The sequence below is a fragment of the Sphingobacterium sp. JB170 genome, from assembly GCF_900163865.1.
GTDB lineage: Bacteria > Bacteroidota > Bacteroidia > Sphingobacteriales > Sphingobacteriaceae > Sphingobacterium.
In genome coordinates this window covers 176,016-196,237 of record NZ_FUKU01000013.1, presented here as the reverse complement: position 1 = coordinate 196,237, position 20,222 = coordinate 176,016, and the positions used below count along the sequence as shown (strand labels likewise).

Sequence of the window (20,222 nt, the reverse complement as noted above, 5' to 3'; positions counted from 1 at the left end):
TTTTGTTTAATTGGTCATATTGCATACCTTTGTACGATTAAATGGGTTTTAAATGAAGAGTGTCGATGCTCTTGGTTCTTTTTAATTCCTTTGATACTTAGCCGATGGTGCGGGAACACCATCGGTTTTTTCTTTTAATAGGGTGCTTTACAGATTTCAGCCCGTCTCTAATTTGTACATATACTATTTTTTGTTTTTGTGGTTTATTTAGCTGGTAGCTTCGGTTGAATAGTTACCTCTTTATTATCTCATCTCAGCGCGCTTAAAGGCTTACCTCAAGCAGCGTAAAACCAAATATAGAAAAGCGTTTTAGCAAAGGCATCCTGTACTGTCCTGTATATTTTCGATGTTCAATCGAATAAAATGTACAAATCACATTTATAATACAAACAATTGATTTACAACATCTTGACAGATAACTTTTGGTGATTTATTTTTCGTTTTTTTGTGTGCAACCCTGTCGTAATTCAAGCATAAATTGTTACATGTATTTTGTTTGTTCAGCTAGACTCCTATACATTATTTGTGTATAAATGTTTGTACTTAATTGCGAGTATCTGAAGAATGTTGAGGTACTTCTTGCTGGATATGCTGAAAGCCTTTTGCCCGCTGGATTTTGAGGTGGATATCATGTAGGTACAGGATAGTCTTGTGGGCAGGCTTTGCTATTTTTAACAAAATCTAAACACTAACCGCGTAAACAATGAGAGTAAAAACGACACTTATACTTTTATGTATTTGTTTTTCAGGGCTAGCGGGTTCAGCTCAAAGGAAACTTAGTGACCAATCCTCGCATATAAGTCCAATGACCAGGGAATATGTCTATCCTACACGTATCGTTTGGCATCGCGGGCAAATTGACGGCTTGAACAACTTGCTCGTTGAAGGCGACGGACAAGCGAATCTGACCAATGATAATATAACGATTTTAAAAAATGCCGGCCGTGACAGCAGCTCGATTCTGCTCGACTTTGGCAAAGAGATTAATGCTTCGCTGGAGGTGATCACAGGCATGTGGGGCGGAGGGAATGTACCGCGCAATGTGCGCATTCGCTTCGGCGAGTCCGTTTCCGAGGCCATGTCGGAGATCGGCCAGAAAGGAGCTACCAACGACCATGCGATGCGCGATATGCATTTGCAGCTGCCTTGGCTCGGTAAAAATCAAACCGGAGAGTCGGGCTTTCGGTTTGCACGCATCGATTTCTTGGATGCTGAGGCGGAGTTGCACCTTCGCGAGGTGCGAGCGATCTTCACCTACCGTGACGTCCCTTATTTAGGTTCGTTTCACAGTAGTGATGAGCGGCTCAATAAGATCTGGGAGGTGGGCGCTTATACGGTGCACCTGAATATGCAGGACTATCTTTGGGACGCTATTAAACGCGACCGCTTGGTCTGGGTCGGTGATTTGCACCCAGAGGTGGCTACGGTGAATACGGTATTTGGCTACAACGAAGTAGTGCCCAACAGCCTTGATCTAGCACGGGAGTCGACACCGCTTCCAGGATGGATGTGCGGGATTAGTACGTATTCGATGTGGTGGATTGTACTGCATCACGACTGGTATATGGCCCATGGGGATTTGGCGTATTTGGAGCAGCAGAAACCCTACTTACAGGGGCTGGTAAAACAGATATTAAGTAAAGTTGTGGACGGGAAAGAACACATGGATGGCACCCGTTTTTTAGACTGGCCTTCGAGTGAGGATAGTCTGGCGGTGCACGCGGGATTGCAGTCCATGACGATCTTAGCCCTAGAGAATGCGGCAAAAATAAGCACTTATTTGAAGGATGAACCGACCAAAGCGCTTTGCGAACAGGCGCTCGTGAAGATGCGTAAGGTTGTTCCAGATCATAATAGCTCTAAACAGGCGGCTGCGCTCATGTCATTGACTGGGCTGATGGACAGTCAGCGGGCTTACGATGATGTGCTAAAAGTTGGGGGTGCGGAACGTTTTTCTACCTTTTACGGTTATTATATGCTGGAGGCGATGGCTAAAGCCGGCAAATATAGCCAGGCGATGGACATCATCGATACCTACTGGGGAGCGATGCTTGATCTAGGGGCTACCACATTTTGGGAGGATTTTAACATGGAATGGATTGATAATGCAAGCCGTATCGATGAGCTTGTCCCGTCAGGGAAGGTAGATATTCATGGCGATTTCGGAGCCTACTGTTATGTAGGACATCGGCACAGCTTTGCCCATGGGTGGGCCTCGGGCCCAACGGCCTGGCTGTCCGAACATGTCTTGGGTATTAAGGTTGCCGAGCCCGGCGGAAAAGCGTACACCGTGCGGCCAAACCTGGGCGAACTTAGTTTCGCTGAGGGAACCTTTCCAACGCCTTATGGTTTGATTAAAGTGAAACATACTAGGGGTGCTGACGGTAAAGTTGTCTCGCAGATCGATGCGCCCGAGCAAGTGCGTATCATCCGTTAAATGGTGTTTTTTGGGTCGTTATATTAGATTTATGGAATTAATCAAAAATATTAAAGCGTGCTGCGGGTTACTGATCGCTGCGATTGTGCTAAGCCCTTGGTTGCTTTTAGCGAAAATTACACCGTCCTATTTGCGTGTAGAATATAAGGTGAACCCTTATGTGGACGAGGTCTCGCCGCGGCTAAGCTGGGAGCTTACCGGCTCGGGATTTAACCAGTGGCAGTCGGCGTATCAGATACTGGTGGCCTCTAGCGAGGAACTGCTTAGCAAGAACCAGGGGGATCTGTGGGATTCGGGTAAAACTTCGAGCGGGCAGACGAATCAGATTGCTTATCAAGGTAAAACCATCGAGCGCTCTCAGCGCGTTTACTGGAAGGTATGCAGCTGGGATGGAAAAGATCTTCGGGGTGACTGGAGCTCGGTGAATTACTGGGAGCGAGGTAAGGCTGGTGCGAAGAACTGGAGCGCCGGCTGGATAGGTCTAAACTTGAATGCGGAGACTAAAGGGAGCGAGTATGCGCTACCACCATCACCTTACCTTCGTAAAGAAGTTTCCCTACCCGGCAAGGTGAAGTCCGCACGGCTATATATATCCTCATTGGGGTTACAGAATTTTTATATCAATGGCACCAAAGTAGGACAGGATTATTTCGCCTCGGGCTGGACGGATTACAATAAGCGCGTTTATTATAACGTCTACGACGTATCGGAGCTGCTTGCCCAAGGGAATAATACCTTTGGGTCTATTCTTTCAGGCGGCTGGTATTCGGGTTACTTAGGCTACGCCGTGCTGGTGGGTTCGCCGCAAGTAAATAAATTTTATGGCGACTTTCCACTTTTAAAAGCGCAGATAGATATTGAGTATACCGACGGCAGTAAACAGCGTGTTAGTACGGACGGTAGCTGGAAGGCGAACACCGGTGCCGTGCAAGAGTCCGACTTTTTACAAGGGGAAACCCACGATGCACGCCTTGAGCCGGAAGGCTGGAAAAAGGCAGGTTTCGATGACTCGAGCTGGAAGAGTGTGCAGGAGGTTGCCGACATGCCAGGCCGCGAGCTGCAAATGCACCCAGGTAACCCGGTGCGCGTTGTTAAGGAGCTCGCCGCTAAAAGCATTAAGAACATGGGCGATGGTAAATATATCGTCGACTTTGGACAGAATTTTGCCGGGGTGATACGCCTAAAACTAAAAGGAGAAACGGGAGATAGCCTGGTCTTCCGGTATGGGGAGATGCTGTTTCCTGACGGCAGACTGATGACTGACAATCTGCGTAAAGCGCGCGCGAAGGACACTTACGTGTTTAAGGGTACCGGGAAACCCGAAGGATGGAGTCCCAGTTTTACGTTCCACGGTTTTCAATTTGTTGAAATCTCTGGACTGCGGGAAGCGCCTTCGAAGGATTTTATAACAGGGTTGGCTTTAAGCTCCACCACCGCGCCGGTTGGAGCTTTCAGTTCAGATAATGCGATGCTCAATCAGCTTTATGAAAACATCGTATGGACGCAGCGAGCTAATTATATCGATATCCCGACGGACTGTCCGCAGCGCGATGAACGATTAGGTTGGACGGGTGATGCGCAGGTGTATATGCGATCTGCGATTTTCAATGCCGACGTGGCTGCTTTTCACACCAAGTGGATACAAGATTTAAACGATTCGCAATGGGGTAATGGCGCTTTTCCAATCTATGCGCCGATGCCTGTGGGTAGCGATGGTGTTGCTGCAATCCGCGCCGATGACGCCTTTTCCCCGGGATGGTCCGAGGCCGGTATCATTTGTACTTACGAAATTTTTAAGGCGTATAATGACGTGCGCATAGTGAGAAAATCAATGCCTTACATGCTGAAATTTATGGATTTCCTAAAAAAGCGTACGCAGCAAGGTGTGCTTGTGGAGGGCTCTTTTGAAGATGTAACCCCCAAAGGAGGCTTTGGGGACTGGCTATCGGTGGGCGAGAAGACTAGTCCGGACTTGCTTGCGACAACATATTATTACTACTGTAATATGCTGATGGCGCAGATGGCTGAGGCACTCGCGCAAACTGATCAAGCTAAAATGTTCCAAGCGGAGATGGCAAAAGTCAAGCGAGGATTTAAAAAGCATTATATGGATGCCGGCGGTAAGCTCAAAACCGATGGCGCGGTGTATGGCGACGGGACGGGTTATGTCGAAGGGGAGCATGGTTTTGCTGGACATACACAGACGGGTTATGCGAATGCACTGTATTCCGGTATTTTAGACCAAGATGACGCTGTGCTTGCCGGCAAATATTTGCGGGAGCTTGTGGAAAAAAATGGCGATAAACTTACGACCGGTTTTCTTGGTTTTAAGCCGCTGCTTCCCGCGCTTTCGGCCTCTGGCTCTACGGATAAAGCGTATCACCTGTTGCAGAGTGAGGAGTACCCTTCGCTGGGCTACGAAGTTGCTAATGGCGCGACCTCGATCTGGGAACGCTGGGACAGTTACACCAAAGACCAAGGATTTGTGCATAATGCAGCGATGAACTCCTTTAGCCATTATGCTTTCGGATCGGTTAATGAGTGGATCTTTGAAAATATGATCGGAATCAAAGCCAAGGAAAATGGGTTTCAAGAGGTATATATTAAGCCTGAGATAGGACCTTACGGAATAAAAGAAGTTTCAGGTAGCTACCATTCTATCGCGGGCGAGATTAAAAGCGCCTGGCAGCAAAGTGAACAGGGGCTGATTCAAAATATTTCTATTCCGATTAATGTGAAAGCTTTCTGCTATATTAAGGCACCCTCTATTGAAGTGATCACGCTCAATGATGAGCCGCTTGAAACGAGTAAATATGTACGAGAAATTAACAAACAGGACGATTTCATCGTTGTTCAGCTGGGCTCAGGAAACTATGCTTTCAAAGTGAAAGGGAACTAGTATGTGCGCGATATACGGTCAAAGTTTTTTCTGCATGAGCGCCGCAGTGGTGAACGTTGGTTAACGCGGCTTGGATCAAGCGACCGTTTGATGATAGGGGAGTATTTCGTGCTATTTTGTGCGCGTTATACGCGCTACTTGGAAAGTTCCTTTTATCTTTGATTGGAAAAATATTTATAGCCTCGGGCTGCTGCTCATTGCTCAAGTAATCTTCAATCTTACAGGTGAATTCGCGATTACAGTACATGTAACTTGTTGTTCGTCAGTGATATAGTAGTTTATAAGCAGGGCAGGACAGCACAGGACGCAAGCTTTATCTTGAATTATTACATTTGATTGTTGCGTTTTCGCAAGCTAACTATTATTGCAACTTTTCTAAACCTGATAAATTGTTATGAGTGCATTTAGGCCGTTTTATTATTTAATAATCGCTTTATTTCTATTGGCTAGCTGTACCGGCGAGCGGCAGATCGAACCAATCCCTTTGCATAAAGGAGCCCATCTGGTGCTGATTGGCAACAACCTTGGTGCGCGGATGATGGAGTATGGCGATTTTGAGACGGAGTTGCAGGTGCGATTTCCCGATAGTATGCTTACCATCCGAAATATATGCGCGCCGGGCAATACCCCTGGTTTTCGGCCACACCCCTCGCGAAATTCGCCGTGGGCATTTCCGGGTGCTGCTGCATTTAACTCCGATTATGATATCGATACAGGCAGCGAGGGTCATTTCCCAACGGAAGATGAGTGGATAACGAGCCTGAAAGCTGACATTATTCTCGGCTTCTTTGGTTACAATGAATCCTTTAGGGGCGAGGCAGGGCTTGCGGATTTTAAAGGAGAATTAAACGCTTTTATCGATCACAGTAATGGCCAGGATTATAATCAGGGTAAAGGAAGCCAATTGGTTTTAATATCGCCTATCGCTTATGAAGATCTTTCTGATCGGTATGATTTGCCTGACGGTAAGGAAATAAATAAAAACATTGAGCTGTATTCGGATGCGATGAAACAGGTCGCTCAAGAGAAAGGTGTGCCGTTCATTGATGTCTATAGCACGAGTAAGAAGTGGTATCGTAAATCCGATGAGCCCTTTACAATTGATGGTTTTCAGTTAACTGAAAAGGCTTATCGGCAGTTTGCAACATACCTAGTCAATCAGGTGTTTGGCCAGACAAAACGCGCCGCAGAATCGTTTGAAGAATCGATTAGAGCCTCGGTGCTTGAGAAAAATTGGGTATGGTATAAAGATTTTAAGATTCCTAACGGCGTGCATGCCTACGGTCGCCGATTTAATCCTTTTGGTCCGGATAACTACCCGTTTGAAATTAAGAAATTACATCAGATGACAGCCAATCGGGATACGGCAATATGGGAGTCCGCGGTAGGCCGGAAGGTCGATTTAGCGGCGATGGACGCAAATACGATTACGCTTCCCGAGGTGAAAACCAATTATGTTGGCGATCCGGATGCTCCAGATCGATATCTTTATGGCGAGGAAGCGTTATCCAAATTCCACACAGCACCGGGCTATAAGATCGAGCTTTTTGCTTCCGAGAAGGAGTTTCCTGAGCTTGCTAATCCGATGAAGATACAGTTTGACAGCAAAGGGCGTCTGTGGGTGGCCACGATGCCTAGCTACCCTCACTGGAGCCCAGGCAACGGGAGACCCAACGATCGGATTATTATTTTAGAAGATACAGATAATGACGGTAAGGCGGACAAACAGACCATATTTGCCGATAGTTTGCATTTGCCAATTAGTTTTGAATTTGCGCCCCAGGGCGTTTATGTATCGCAAAGTAAGAATATGATCCTTTTAAAGGACACCGATGGCGACGATAAGGCGGACAAGCGTGAGCTTATTTTGAGTGGGTTCGATGATCACGATACCCACCACGCGCATAGCGTGTATACGATGGATCCCTCGGGCGCTTTCTATATGGCAGAAGGTGTGTTTTTGCATACGAATGTCGAAACATCCTATGGCCCCGTGCGGGCTACTAACGGCGGTTTTTATCGGTACGCGCCCCAGAACAAGCGTCTAGAAAGAGTGGCGCAGCTGTCTATTCCCAACCCTTGGGGTATAGCGATTGACGATTGGGGTCAAACTATTTTTTCGGAAACTTCCGGTCCGGACGTACGGTGGATGCTTCCCGGTTCGATCAGCCCCCGCTACGGTGAGGCAAACGATAAATCGTTCACCTTGGTGGATTCCAATCACCGTGTACGTCCAACCTCAGGCTTAGAGTTTGTTTCTAGCAGGCATTTTCCGGATGAGGTTCAGGGGGACTACTTGATTAATAACACTATTGGTTTTTTAGGTACTAAGCAACATACGTTCACAGATGATGGAACAGGGTTTACAAGCAAGCATCGCCAGGATCTGTTTTGGTCGGAAGACAAGAACTTCAGGCCGGTGGATTCAAAGTTTGCACCAGACGGATCACTTTATATTGTCGATTGGCATAATATGTTGATTGGTCACATGCAACATAACGCTCGTGACCCACTTCGTGACCATGGTCACGGTAGAATTTACCGCATAACCTATCCCTCGCGTGCGCTGGTCACGCCAGCGAAGATCGATGGTGCGTCCATCGAGGAGCTTTTAGAAAATCTAAAACTGCCTGAATACAGGACGCGTTATCGAACCCGCTCGGAGCTACGCGCGCGCGATGCCAGTGAGGTTGCACAGAAGACCAAAGCGTGGGTGAAAAAGCTCGATAAAAATGATCCCCAATATGAACATAATTTAACCGAAGCGTTATGGGTATCTTGGGGCGTTAACAAGATCGATAACCGTCTATTAGAGCAGCTGTTGCAAGCTAAAGATTTCAGGGCGCGTGCTGCTGCGGTTCATGCTTTGCGCTATAGTACCGATAAGGTTTCCTCCTACCAAGCGCTTTTCAAAAAAGCGGCACATGATACCCACGGAAGGGTCCTTCTAGAGGTGATCACAGCAAGTTCGTGGCTGGAGCCGAGTGCAGGGCTTGCTATTCTAGGAGAGATTGATACGGCAGCTTTGGACAGGTGGAATAAACCGGCATTTCAAACGGCCTATGCGCATTTAAATGGAAAGTCGGTTCATGAAACTAAAGAGGCGCTTGTCGTTCCCGCGCATTTGAAGGGGCCGGAGATCGGCCAGTTTAAGCGAGGTGCAGTATTGTTCCAGCGCGATGGTTTTTGTGTCACCTGCCACCAGGCCGACGGTAAAGGACTTGATATATCCGGATTCCCGCCGTTAGAAAAAAGTGTGTGGGTGCATGGCAATGAAGACCGATTAATTAAACTCACGCTAAATGGGCTGTTAGGGCCGATTGAAGTCGCTGGTAAAAAATATCCGGGACAAGTGCCGATGACTCCTTTTGGAGGGATGCTTAATGATCAAGAGATCGCCGACGTGCTGACATTCGTTCGTAATTCCTTTGGTAATAAAGGTTCGGTGATCGCGCCAGAAAAGGTCAAAGAAATACGCGCCTCGATTAAAGATAAAAAAGGATTTTATAATCCAGAAGAATTGATAAACGAACACCCCCTCGAGGAGTAAAATACTTTTAGCAAACGAAGTAACTTGGAGTGAAAATACTCCGCTATATCACTATTGAATAAACCTACACGCTGCAATATACGGCGGCGTGTTATAGACATAAATAACGGCAATATCAGGCTTGTTTTCGTTGAAATAGAAGACGGACATTGGGATGAATTTCGCCCCTTCGGTTAGGGGCAGGTAACCTCTTGTTTTTTAGCTAACGCTAGATGCATGAGCTTTCGATGTTTTGTAGAGGGAAGAAAATAGGCTTAAATTATTTAGAGACAGTGCTTTTTGCCCACTTGTGGGCCGGCGCGTGTAATCAATATAATACGTAACCATATATCCTTAAGACTATGATTAGAGAACACATTCGTTGTATTCCGTTGCTCTTGTGTTTATTTTTTACCAAACTGAGTTTTGGTCAGGAGCTTACAGTTACCGGGAAGGTAACAACGGCGACCCAAGAACCCCTTGTGGGCGTTTCGGTCACTGCAGACCCCGGGGGAATAAGTACCCGCACCAATGAACAGGGACAATACGAGTTAAAAGTCAGTGCTCAGGCGCATTTAAACTTCACTTATGTTGGCTACCGGTCTGAACAGGTGCCGGTCGAATCTAAGAATGTTATTGATTTAATCATGCAAGCAACTTCGGAAAGCATAGAAGAGGTTGTGGTAGCCGTGGGTTACGGTGTGCAGCGAAAAAGTGACCTCACTGGCGCCGTTGGTAGCGTGCGCGGGGAAGCCCTACAAGAACGCCCGGTGTCAAATCTAAACCAAGCTTTAGGAGGAAAAGTTACCGGAGTTAATGTGTCGACAAGCTCGGGCCGACCAGGAGGAAGGACTAATATTCGTATTCGTGGTTCAAGTTCGATATCGGTGTCTAATAATCCGTTGTATGTCGTGGATGGGGTGATTTTAAGTCCGGTGGGGCTACAAAACGGGAGCTCGCCAATCGATTATATTAATCCAAATGATATTGCTTCTGTTGAAGTTCTCAAGGACGCTTCCTCCACCGCAATCTATGGCGCACGGGGTGCGAACGGCGTAATTCTTGTTTCCACCAAGCGAGGAGCCACTAGCGGTACCGGGCGGGCTAATTACGACGCGGATATCGGTATTGGCTATGCGCCGAAACTATTGCCCGTATTGAATGCGCGCGAATTTCTCGAACTAGAAGAATTGATATATGCTAATGCCCGAAAATATGATCCTGCGGGATGGGCGAGCGGAACAAAGTATACGGACCCGACAACCAAAAGAGACAACCCGCTTTTATTCGATGCCCAAGGGAATCCATTGTACGATACAGATTGGCAAAAGGAAGCGCTCCGGGCGGCTGCAACACAGAATCATCAGCTAAGTTTTACCAACGGAAATGAGAAGGGCAGTTTTGGTGCTTTTGCGAACTACAGGAATGAGCAGGGTATCGCCTACGGTTCATGGCAGCGCCGTTTTGCGGGACGTTTTGTCTTTGATACCCAGATCAAAGATTGGTTGAAAGTTGGTGGGGTGATGAGTTACACGGATCAGAAGGAGAAGCAAGTCGATGAACTCGGCGGCGGCGGAATTACTATGATGCGTCAAATATTGGAAGCTTTGCCTATCATCCCCGTGCGTTATGATGATGGTAGCTGGGCTAGTAATCGCGATTATCCGGGCATGGAAGGCGGGGATAACCCGATCCGCGTGGCCGATGAGCGCGTGTCTTATGTTTCCACGCAGCCTTTTATCGGAAATATGTATGCGAACATTAAGTTGATCGATGGGCTTGAGTTCCGTACCTCAATAGGTACCAATATTATTAATCAACGTCGTGATTATTCCGCGGCCGCAGGATTACAATATATCTCTAGCTTAGGTAGCGCGAATGTTGAGAATAATAGATTCAACTCCTGGCAATTCGAAAACTATTTTACCTACGTGAAGGACTTTGCGAAAATACATTCTATTAATGCGATGGCTGGGTTCTCCTGGCAGCATATGGACCAAAATGGTAGTAATGCACGTGCAGAGAATTTTTCAGATCCTTACTTCATGTTCAATAACCTCGGTGCGGGGGCGACGGCACTTACACCGAGCTCGAGTGCGTTAGCCTATGGGCTTAATTCCTATTTTTCCAGGATTAATTATACGTTACTTAATAAATATTTATTCACCTTCACCGGGCGCATCGATGGTTCTTCTAAATTTGGCGACGAAAACAAATATGCATTTTTTCCGTCGGCGGCACTCGCCTGGCGCGTAAGCGAGGAGGATTTTCTGAAAGACAATGGTACCATATCGAACTTAAAATTGCGCATGAGTTACGGGGCGACGGGAAACTCGGAAATTCCAGCATACCGCGCGCTGGCGGGAATGAGTAACTACGATGTTATTCTTGGTAATGAACGCCAGATAGGCATGGGGCTGGGGCGAATGGCAAATACGGCGCTGCATTGGGAGAAAACTCACCAAGTCGATTTTGGGCTCGAGCTGGGCTTATTCAGTAATAAACTGAACTTTGAGCTAGACCTTTACCGTCGGCAAGTCAATGATATGCTCCTGGATGCCCCTTTACCGCTGAGTACGGGGTACGCAAGCATCTTCAGCAACATTGGTAGTATGGTCAATCAAGGGATTGAGTTTGGTGTGCAGTTGAATGATGTGGGCAACGATGTGTTTTCGTGGTCGAGTATGTTTAATATATCAGTAAATAAAAACGAAGTTTTACGCCTAACCGGGGGAAGCGACATTTATTCTGGAAATACGGTTATTCGCGAAGGTGAACCCGTCGGTTCATTTTTCGGCTTTGGACATTTGGGAACATGGTCGTCGGATGAACAGGAAAGTGCCGCCTCGTATAATTTGTTACCAGGAGATGTGAAGTACCTGGACCTGAACGAGGATGGGGTGATAAATGATAATGATCGAAAGATCATTGGACGGGGCATACCCACTGGCTATGGGACCTTCTCGAATACCTTCAAATACAAATCGTGGTCACTGTTAGTGGACTTGCAATACATGTACGGCAACGACGTACTCGACAGGAGCATTCACTCGGGCGAAGATAGGCAGGGAATCGCGAATAGTTATCGTACGGTACTGAATGCGTGGACGCCAGAGAATCAACAGACTCCGATCGCACAAGTTCGTCCGATCAACGCCTATTATACCACCAATAATGATAGCCATAAAGTAACAGATGCCTCGTTCATCCGCGGGAGAAACCTGATTTTGTCCTATGAATTACCTGCCGAGGTGATTGCTAAGCTAAGGTTGTCGCGATTAAAGCTTTCAGCATCGGTGCAAAACTTCTTTGTCTTGACAAAATATGACGGCTATGATCCGGAGGTTTCTAATTCAGGGTCTCCGTTTGACCAAGGATTAGGGCTTTACGATTATCCCAGACCACGGGTTTTCACTTTAGGAGTTAATGTAGGTTTATAATTAATAGACAGTGATCATGAAATATTTAAAAAATAAAAACATATATAAATGCTCTTTGTTGTTTGGAGCAAGTCTCGTTTTGGGCCTCCTTGGCGCTTGTTCGGATTTTTTGGATGAATCGGACCCAAGCAACTTCACGGTAGAAAATTATTTCACCAAACCTGAGCATGCACGAAGTTCGGTAAATGCTATTTACGCGTCACTCAGCCCAACAATGAATAGTGGTTTTAACGGTGGAAGTTGGATGATGACGGAATTTGCAACAGGCCTGGCTGGAACAGACTTAGGTCAAGCGGTTGATAGTTACTATGTGAAGGACCTTCGAAATACCTCGGATAACAGCTATGGGTTAGCGTATTGGGGCGATTATTATCGAGGGATAGGCAACGCAAATTTATCGATTCAGAAAATTCCCGGAATTGTTATGGACGAACAGGAGAAAAAGCTTCTCCTGGGAGAAGCCTATTTTATGCGGGCATTTTACTATTTTCATCTCGTTCGGATGTTTGGGAATATTCCTTTGGTTACGGAGCCTATAAATTTACAATCCGAGCAACTTAAGCCCATACCGTCTGATGCGCAGGCGGTATATGAGCTCATTATTTCGGATTTGAAAACCGCTGAAGAAGCGGGTTTACCTTTGGCCGATCAAAGTGGGAAGGTGACCTTGGGTGCGGTGAAGTCCTTGTTGGCTAAAGTATATTTGACGATGGCGGGGTATCCACTGCAGTTAGGTACGTCTTATTTTCAGCTCGCTGCCGACAAGGCGCAAGAAGTTATTAGTAGCGGGGCATACTCGTTGTTTACCAGCTATGGTGACTTGCATGACCCTAGAAAAAAGAATGGGCAGGAGAATATTTTTAGCATTCAGTTTAAGACACAGGTTCTTCCGTCCAACTGGCAAGTTGCGATCATACCTTATAATAAGAATATCTCCAAGTATTCTGATGAAACGGGAGGAATCTATGCTACAAAGGATTTCGTCGATTCTTATGAAGCTGGTGACCTTCGTGCGGAAGAAAAGCAGTTTTTCTTCACACAGTTTACGCATGAGTCTGATCGATCTAAAACCGTTGATCTAGGGGGGTATTTTCTTTATAAGCACTTTGACACGGATGCACAGGTGAATTCCGCCAATAGCGATTTAAACTGGCCATTATTGCGCTATGCGGATGTTTTGTTGATGTATGCTGAGGCGGCAAATGAGGTTACTGGCCCGTCTACGGACGTGTATTCAGCCCTTAATACGATTCGCGCGCGCGCGAAACTCGCTCCGGCAGGCGGGCTTAGCAAAGATCAGCTGCGCGAGTTAATTTGGAAGGAGCGGTGGCATGAATTATGTTTCGAAAATATAACATGGTTCGATATGGTTAGGCTGCGCAAGGCATTTAACGTTAAGACGAATAAATTCGAGGATTTTGTAGGGCATAAGTTTTCTTATGGGCCTGTACTGACTGAACGTGAGTTGTTGTTCCCTATTCCCACTTCCGAAGTCCGCAACAATGAAAATTTAAAACAAAATATAGGCTATTGATAGCCGACAAAAAATAAATATATTAGTATGGAAAATAAGATTGGATTTAACCTATTGGCTTGGTCGGCGGGAGTTTCTCCTGCGGTATATCCTTTGATGGAGCGCTTGAAAACAATCGGCTATGATGGTGTTGAAGTTTTGATTGGCTCGCCAAATGTGAACGAGTACAGCGATTTAGGCCGGCAAGCTAGCCAGTTGTCCTTGGACGTGAATACCGTGCTGGTTGTAGGCGAGCAGGAGAATCCAATTTCTGCGGATGCTTCCATTCGAGCGGCCGCGCTGGCGCGAATAAAGTGGGCGATCGATCGTGCGCACGATATGGGCGCTACGGTGATGTGTGGACCGTTTCATTCTGCCCACGGGGTGTTTGCTGCGCATGCTCCTTCAAAAGAGGAGTTTAAATGGGCAGCAGAAGTGCTCCATCAGGCGGGTGAATATGCGAAAGGTGCCGGAGTTGTACTGGCCTTGGAGGCGGTGAACAGGTTTGAAACTTATTTATGCAATACCATGGAGAAGCTTTCCGAGCTTATTAAGCTTTCTGACCATTCAAACGTGCGGGCGATGTACGATACGCACCATGCGCATATTGAAGAAAAGCAGATAAAGCAGCCGATCGAACACATCAGTCCTTATCTAGCGCACGTACATATTAGTGAAAACGATCGCGGTACGCCGGGGATTGGTCTTGTGCACTGGGATGAGGTTTTTTCAGCGCTTGAGCAGATGAATTACCGCGGATGGTATACCATTGAGGCGTTCTCTCGCGATGATCCAGATTTTGCGAACGCAATTAACGTATGGCGCGAGTTTTCGGACCCGTGGGAAATTGCCGAGAAAGGCTATGCTTTTATAAATTCGCATATAACCAGGTAAACGATAAATTATAAACTTAACACCAATATTATGAGTAAGAATGTAAACAGTAGTGCTTTATTTTTAGGGAGCTGTCTGGCGCTGATCACGACGGGCCTGACGTTTTCGATACGTGCGGGCATACTCCCGCAGTTAGGAGAGAACTTTAATTTGTCTGCCGAGCAGTTGGGATTCATAAATTCCATGTGGTTTTTAGGTTTTCCGATCTCGATGGTTTTAGGGGGCTTATTTTATTATAAGGTTGGTCCAGCAAATATTATGCGGATCGCTTTTGTATCGCACGTTTTGGGAATTCTTCTTACCATATTCTCCCAAGGCTACGGTCTGTTGTTGGTATCAACGCTGTTCATCGGATTTGGAAACGGTTGTACCGAGGCCGCTTGTAACCCGCTTATTGCTGATCTTTATTCAGGTAAGAGGATGGATAAGATGCTCAACAGGTTCCACATGTGGTTTCCCGGAGGTATCGTTATTGGAAGTTTAGCTTCCAAGTTCATGACCGATTGGGGGTGGAGCTGGCAGTCGCAGATGTGGGTTATCATGATCCCGACGGTAATTTATGCGATCCTTTTCTTTGGCAAGGCCTTTCCTCGTCCAAAACAAGACGAGATCACTTCGCTTGCTATAAACATTAAAGCGATGTTTACGCCTACATTCATCTTTTTGTTTCTCTGTATGGCTTTAACTGCGATCTCCGAATTCGGTCCGCAGCAGTGGGTGGGTATTATTATGGCCGAGAGTGGTGCTAGTCCGATGCTAATTCTTGCTTTGGTAACAGGCGTGATGGCAGTCGGTCGGTATTTTGGTGGCCCGATAATATCGGCTTTAGGTCAAACTGGTGTGCTGCTCTTCTCGGCAATCTTTGCGACCATCGGCGTTTATATGTTCAGCGTCGTTACTGGACCGATGGCTTACGTAGCGGCGCTTGTATTTGCTGTTGGCGTGTGTTTCTTCTGGCCGACGATGATCGGGACAACAGCACGCCGAGTGCCGCTTAGTGGCGCTTTAGGGATGTCGGTAATTGGTGGGGTCGGTATGTTCTCGACCTCGATCTTCCAGCCGATCATCGGGCGTTGGATCGATCAATCGAAAGAGGCGGTCTCGCAAAGTGGGGTTGAGGTAGCTAATGTTGATCTTGCTGTGGGGCAGGCGACGCTAGCCAAGCTTGCTATTCTTCCGGGGATTCTAATAGTCGTGTTTGCCATTTTTTTACTTTTGCAAAACCGCTCGAAAGGAAAGATGAAGCCAGAAGACGTGAACGCTCCGGCGGTCTCGTAATATAGGATAAGAAATAAAATTATAAACATAAACAAGTGATAATGAAATATACAGGTGATAAGCGCAATTTGCTTCGTTCGTTTTGCGTGGTTTGTTGTATGCTGGTTCTGGTGCTCAATAGCTGCGCCCAAGAGCCGTTGCAGTGGCTTGAATATAAACCACAAGGGGCAAATAAGAAGGGTAAAAAAATTGTGCTTATTTCTGGTGACGAGGAGTACCGCTCGGAGGAAAGTCTGCCTATGCTCGCTAAGATTCTCAGTACTCACCATGGTTTTGAGGCGGTTGTGCTTTTTGCTATTGATCCCAAAAGTGGCCAGATAGATCCTGAGTACACCCAGAATATACCGGGGCTGGGGCAGCTCCAAGATGCAGATCTAGTGATTATCGCGACACGCTTTCGGGAGCTTCCCGAGGAGCAGATGAAGTATATCGATGACTACCTCAAACAGGGTAAGCCTGTAATAGGTCTACGTACGGCGACACATGGTTTCAACTTTCCCAAGGAGTCTAGCAGTGCCTACAAGCACTACGCTTACAATGCGCAAAGTAAAGGTTGGGAAGGTGGTTTTGGGCGCGTCGTTCTGGGGGAAACCTGGATAAATCATCATGGCGATCACGCAAAAGAAGGCACGCGCGCGCTGATAAACGGTATGCAGGCCAAGAATCCAGTACTGCAGGGCGTAGGGGACATTTGGGTTCCCTCCGATGTATACGGTATTTCTGGTCCAATGAAAGGAAGCACGATCCTGCTCTTTGGTCAGCCCACGCGCGGCATGCAGGCGAGCTCCCGTTCGAATACCGATAAGTCGTTGATGCCCGTTGCGTGGATCAAGGATTATCAGCTCTTGGGTGGGAAAAAGGGACGCGCCTATACCACAACCATGGGCGCGTCGGTGGATCTGGCAAGTACGGACCTGCGACGCTTACTTGTTAATGAGGTGTATCAGGCATTAGGCTTTCAAGACCAGATTACCCCAGCGTTAAACGTTAGTTTTGTTGGGGAGTTTAACCCGAGCATGTTTGGGTTCGGAAAGCATAAAAAGGGAATGTACCCGAAAGATTATCAATAGCTCGCGACCGATTCAGGGTACTGTGGCTGCTTTTTGAATAATATTAAAATCCCCGGCGTCTCTGCCGGGGATTTTAATATTTAATGCGTTTCTTCCAGTTTGGATGGAAAATTCTTGTGCTTACGTTTACTTATCTTTTCTGTATTAACAGGCTGGGGTATTTTAACGTAATAGCCCGTACCATCATAATGGCGTTTACGTGGGTGCTCCATGCATGTTGTCGAGCAGCAGCCTTCAAGCTTCTCGCCACAGGCATCACATTGGGTAAAGTGCTCGTTACATACTGGGTTTGCACAGTTTATCATCTTAGCGGTAACCGTTCCACAGTTGCGGCAGGTCGATACGATGGAGGGGTTAACCGAGTTCACGGGGACACTTACCCTGTTGTCGAATACGTAACATTCGCCTTCAAAGTCTTTACCGCCGGCCTCTTTTCCGTATTTGATAATCCCGCCATGTAGCTGGTACACATCCTGAAAGCCTTCTTTTAGGAGCAGTGCCGATGCTTTTTCGCACTTGATACCACCGGTGCAGTAGGTTAATATTTTTTTACCCTTGTACTGCTCGAGTTCTTTTAACTTTTCTGGAAACTCCCGGAAGTTCTCTATATCTAAGGTCAGTGCATTCTTGAAGTGCCCGACGTTGTGTTCATAGTTGGAGCGCACGTCTAGGATAACGACATCCTCACTGTCCTTCATCTGCATGAATTCGGTAGGTTCAAGATGTTTTCCTGTTTGTTTATTGGGATCAATTATTTGGGGGTCACGAAGACCCGAGTGTACGATTTCCGATTTGTATCGGCAGTGCATCTTGATGAAAGAGGGTTCGGGCACCTCATCAATTTTGAAATCTGTTTTCGCAAATCGCGGATCAGCATGCACGGCGGCCATATATTGTGCGCAGGCCTCTTTTGTTCCTGAAACCGTTCCATTAAGGCCTTCTTCGGCTACGATGATTCGGCCTACGAGGTTCAGGGATTTACAAAAATCAAGGTGCTGCTGCGCAAACTGTTCGGCATTATGGATTGGGCTGTAGCAATAATACAGCAATGTTTGGTATGTATTCATATTCATTGATACCGCTGCAAACGGCGTTTAATGCATTAAAATTAAAATAATGGTGCAAAGTTACATAAAAAAATGAACTCTGTAATTGCTGGAAATTACTTTTTGGTAAGCGGACGTAGCAAGTATTCTAGTCCATTAAGCTTTATCTCATAGAGTGTTGCGAGCTGCATGCCCAATTTACCTGCTGGAAAACCTTTGCGGTGGTACCATACCAGGTAGGGCTCGGGTAGGCTTACCAGAAGCCACCCTTGGTATTTGCCAAACGGCATTTTTGCATTCGCCAGCTCCACGAGCATCTGGTTTTGGACGTCGTTAGTCTCTTGTTTTTCCATGTTTGAGTCTATATAGTGCCAGACGCAGCGCGATTACGCCGTGATTGAATAGGTTGGGTAACGTGCCGTAGTATTTTTTAAATATGTTGTACCGCTCCTGAAGGCTTTGACGATGGCGCTGTTGCGACATTCCGCCGACAAGGTACTTAGCCACATATTTATCGACGTACACGATTTTGGATGCTTTTTTCGCCGCGCGTATTACCCAGTCGATATCGGCGCTAAGCTGATACTGTGTGTCGTAGGGTTCAGCGATCGCGCGTTTGACATATATTGCCTGATGGCAGATGTTCATGCCGTAGCGAAACGATTTCCAGTTGAAGCTCGCCGGCGCTTTATGCCGCCGATCACCGATAATCGCGCGCTTGCTGTCGATGAGTTTGGTCTTGCCATAGTAGATATCTGCGTTAGCTTCTGCGTTGAATATATCTTCCAGCGTGCTGGCGTCAAAAAGTTCATCCCCGGAGTTTAGAAAAAGCACGTAATCACCCGTGGCGCGCGCCAGGCCCTTATTCATAGCGTCGTATATGCCATTGTCCTTTTCGCTAACAAGGATATCGATATGCTGTGCGCTGTCATTAATAACAGCGATCGTGCCGTCGGTGGATAAACCGTCGATTACAATATACTCGATGTTTCTATAGCGCTGACAGGCGACAGAAGCGATCGTATAACCTATTTCGTGCACGTTATTGAACACGATGGTGATGATGGATATTTTAGGAAATTCTTTTTGCATGACGCTGCACAAAAGTACGAATAACAAGGCGAGAATTGCGCACCGTGGCCATCGTTTTTACGATAATTTGGGCGCGCTTTGAATCGAAGGGGGTATTTGGACAGAGGTTACCGTTTTTTACGCCATTTCTTTATCACGTAGCGCACCAAACGTTCGATAAAAGGTCCTTTTCGAGTTGCAAAAAAATGCTTGATGGCGTTGTATGCTTTTTGATTTTCTTCGATCTCCACGGGGAAGTATTTCACACGTGCTTGTGCAAGCTCCACGCGGTAGGCGTCATCCAGGTCAGAATGTGTCCCGCTGCCGTCGGTGCCTAAATTTTGGACCATCGAGTACCGAGGGTAGAGCACGAGTCCATCGTTATTAAAGACCGAGAGGTACCAGCGAATCGCCCAAGAGTTTATTTTGCCGGCCTTGTATTGTTTTACCTGCTTCCAGAAGTTTTCCGTTCCATCGATACTAAAGCGTTTTTTGTCTTTACGCTTAAAATCTTTGGTGAGCTCGTGAATATCGGGGTTGAACTTCTCCCAGGCGGATTGCCATGTTGCCCATCCCCAGGAGTTTGCCACGCGAAAGAAAAAGGATTTTGGCAGGCGTTTGGGGTGTTGTATGGGATACATGTAACCACTTACTTCCATCACTTGCTCGTTGTGCTCGTAGCGCTCTAGGGCATCGTTGAAATAAGTAAGAGCCCATCGAGAGGTTTCCAAGTCGTCCTCTAAAACGATGACACGACCATGTTTAGCCACAACCTTGCTCACACCATCGATAACATTTTCGGCCAGCCCTAGATTGTGTTTGCGCTCGATGATGGTAATATGCTTGAAAGCCCATGGCTCACGGATGGTTGAACGTACGGCGTTTACCGGCTCTACAGCATCCGCATTTTTGGGGCCATCGGACACGATGTAGAGTAAGGATTTGGAAGCCAACAGATTTTTTTCTAGTGCCATGAGAACCTTGCGCGTGTGCTTGGGGCGATTATATACAAATAAGACGATCGGTGCTAACTCCATATATGTTT

12 protein-coding genes are annotated in these 20,222 nt (G+C 46.7%); 8 read left to right on the top strand and 4 right to left on the bottom strand.

Annotation, left to right across the window (positions count from 1 at the left end):
- Positions 1 to 703 precede the first annotated feature (703 nt).
- From FM107_RS02185 to FM107_RS02150, 8 genes are all read left to right on the top strand, one after another.
- Positions 704 to 2,437 carry an alpha-L-rhamnosidase C-terminal domain-containing protein gene (locus FM107_RS02185; RefSeq protein ID WP_086946873.1) on the top strand — a complete coding sequence of 578 codons (1,734 nt, stop codon included), beginning with the start codon at positions 704 to 706 and terminating at the stop codon, positions 2,435 to 2,437.
- A gap of 31 nt (positions 2,438 to 2,468) precedes the next feature.
- On the top strand, positions 2,469 to 5,336 hold the full coding sequence (locus tag FM107_RS02180; RefSeq protein ID WP_086946872.1) for an alpha-L-rhamnosidase: 2,868 nt from the start codon (positions 2,469 to 2,471) through the stop codon (positions 5,334 to 5,336).
- Between the two features lie 394 nt (positions 5,337 to 5,730).
- Positions 5,731 to 8,886 carry a PVC-type heme-binding CxxCH protein gene (locus FM107_RS02175; RefSeq protein ID WP_086946871.1) on the top strand — a complete coding sequence of 1,052 codons (3,156 nt, stop codon included), beginning with the start codon at positions 5,731 to 5,733 and terminating at the stop codon, positions 8,884 to 8,886.
- Positions 8,887 to 9,227: 341 nt separating this feature from the next.
- Positions 9,228 to 12,305 carry a TonB-dependent receptor gene (locus FM107_RS02170; RefSeq protein ID WP_086946870.1) on the top strand — a complete coding sequence of 1,026 codons (3,078 nt, stop codon included), beginning with the start codon at positions 9,228 to 9,230 and terminating at the stop codon, positions 12,303 to 12,305.
- 16 nt (positions 12,306 to 12,321) lie between these two features.
- Positions 12,322 to 13,839: a RagB/SusD family nutrient uptake outer membrane protein gene (locus FM107_RS02165; RefSeq protein ID WP_086946869.1), complete on the top strand. Its 1,518-nt coding sequence runs from the start codon at positions 12,322 to 12,324 to the stop codon at positions 13,837 to 13,839.
- Positions 13,840 to 13,866: 27 nt separating this feature from the next.
- Positions 13,867 to 14,712, top strand: coding sequence for a sugar phosphate isomerase/epimerase (locus FM107_RS02160; protein ID WP_086946868.1), 846 nt, complete (start codon positions 13,867 to 13,869; stop codon positions 14,710 to 14,712).
- Between the two features lie 30 nt (positions 14,713 to 14,742).
- A complete protein-coding gene (locus FM107_RS02155; RefSeq protein ID WP_086946867.1) occupies positions 14,743 to 15,990 on the top strand; it encodes a sugar MFS transporter in 1,248 nt (415 codons plus the stop codon).
- A 41-nt stretch (positions 15,991 to 16,031) separates the two neighbouring features.
- Positions 16,032 to 17,060 carry a ThuA domain-containing protein gene (locus FM107_RS02150; protein WP_218778901.1) on the top strand — a complete coding sequence of 343 codons (1,029 nt, stop codon included), beginning with the start codon at positions 16,032 to 16,034 and terminating at the stop codon, positions 17,058 to 17,060.
- 80 nt (positions 17,061 to 17,140) lie between these two features.
- Here FM107_RS02150 and FM107_RS02145 read toward each other — a convergent pair whose 3' ends face one another.
- From FM107_RS02145 to FM107_RS02130, 4 genes are all read right to left on the bottom strand, one after another.
- Positions 17,141 to 18,127 (bottom strand): rhodanese-related sulfurtransferase, encoded by a 987-nt coding sequence (locus FM107_RS02145; RefSeq protein ID WP_086947192.1) that lies wholly within the window; start codon positions 18,125 to 18,127, stop codon positions 17,141 to 17,143.
- Between the two features lie 95 nt (positions 18,128 to 18,222).
- Positions 18,223 to 18,459 (bottom strand): DUF3820 family protein, encoded by a 237-nt coding sequence (locus tag FM107_RS02140; protein WP_086946865.1) that lies wholly within the window; start codon positions 18,457 to 18,459, stop codon positions 18,223 to 18,225.
- The gene (locus FM107_RS02135; protein ID WP_086946864.1) at positions 18,440 to 19,198 is read right to left on the bottom strand and encodes a glycosyltransferase family 2 protein; all 759 of its coding nucleotides are present in this window, start codon (positions 19,196 to 19,198) and stop codon (positions 18,440 to 18,442) included. Before FM107_RS02135 ends, FM107_RS02140 begins: the two co-directional genes overlap by 20 nt.
- A 107-nt stretch (positions 19,199 to 19,305) precedes the next feature.
- Positions 19,306 to 20,151: a sugar transferase gene (locus tag FM107_RS02130; protein ID WP_373407984.1), complete on the bottom strand. Its 846-nt coding sequence runs from the start codon at positions 20,149 to 20,151 to the stop codon at positions 19,306 to 19,308.
- Positions 20,152 to 20,222: the final 71 nt, after the last annotated feature.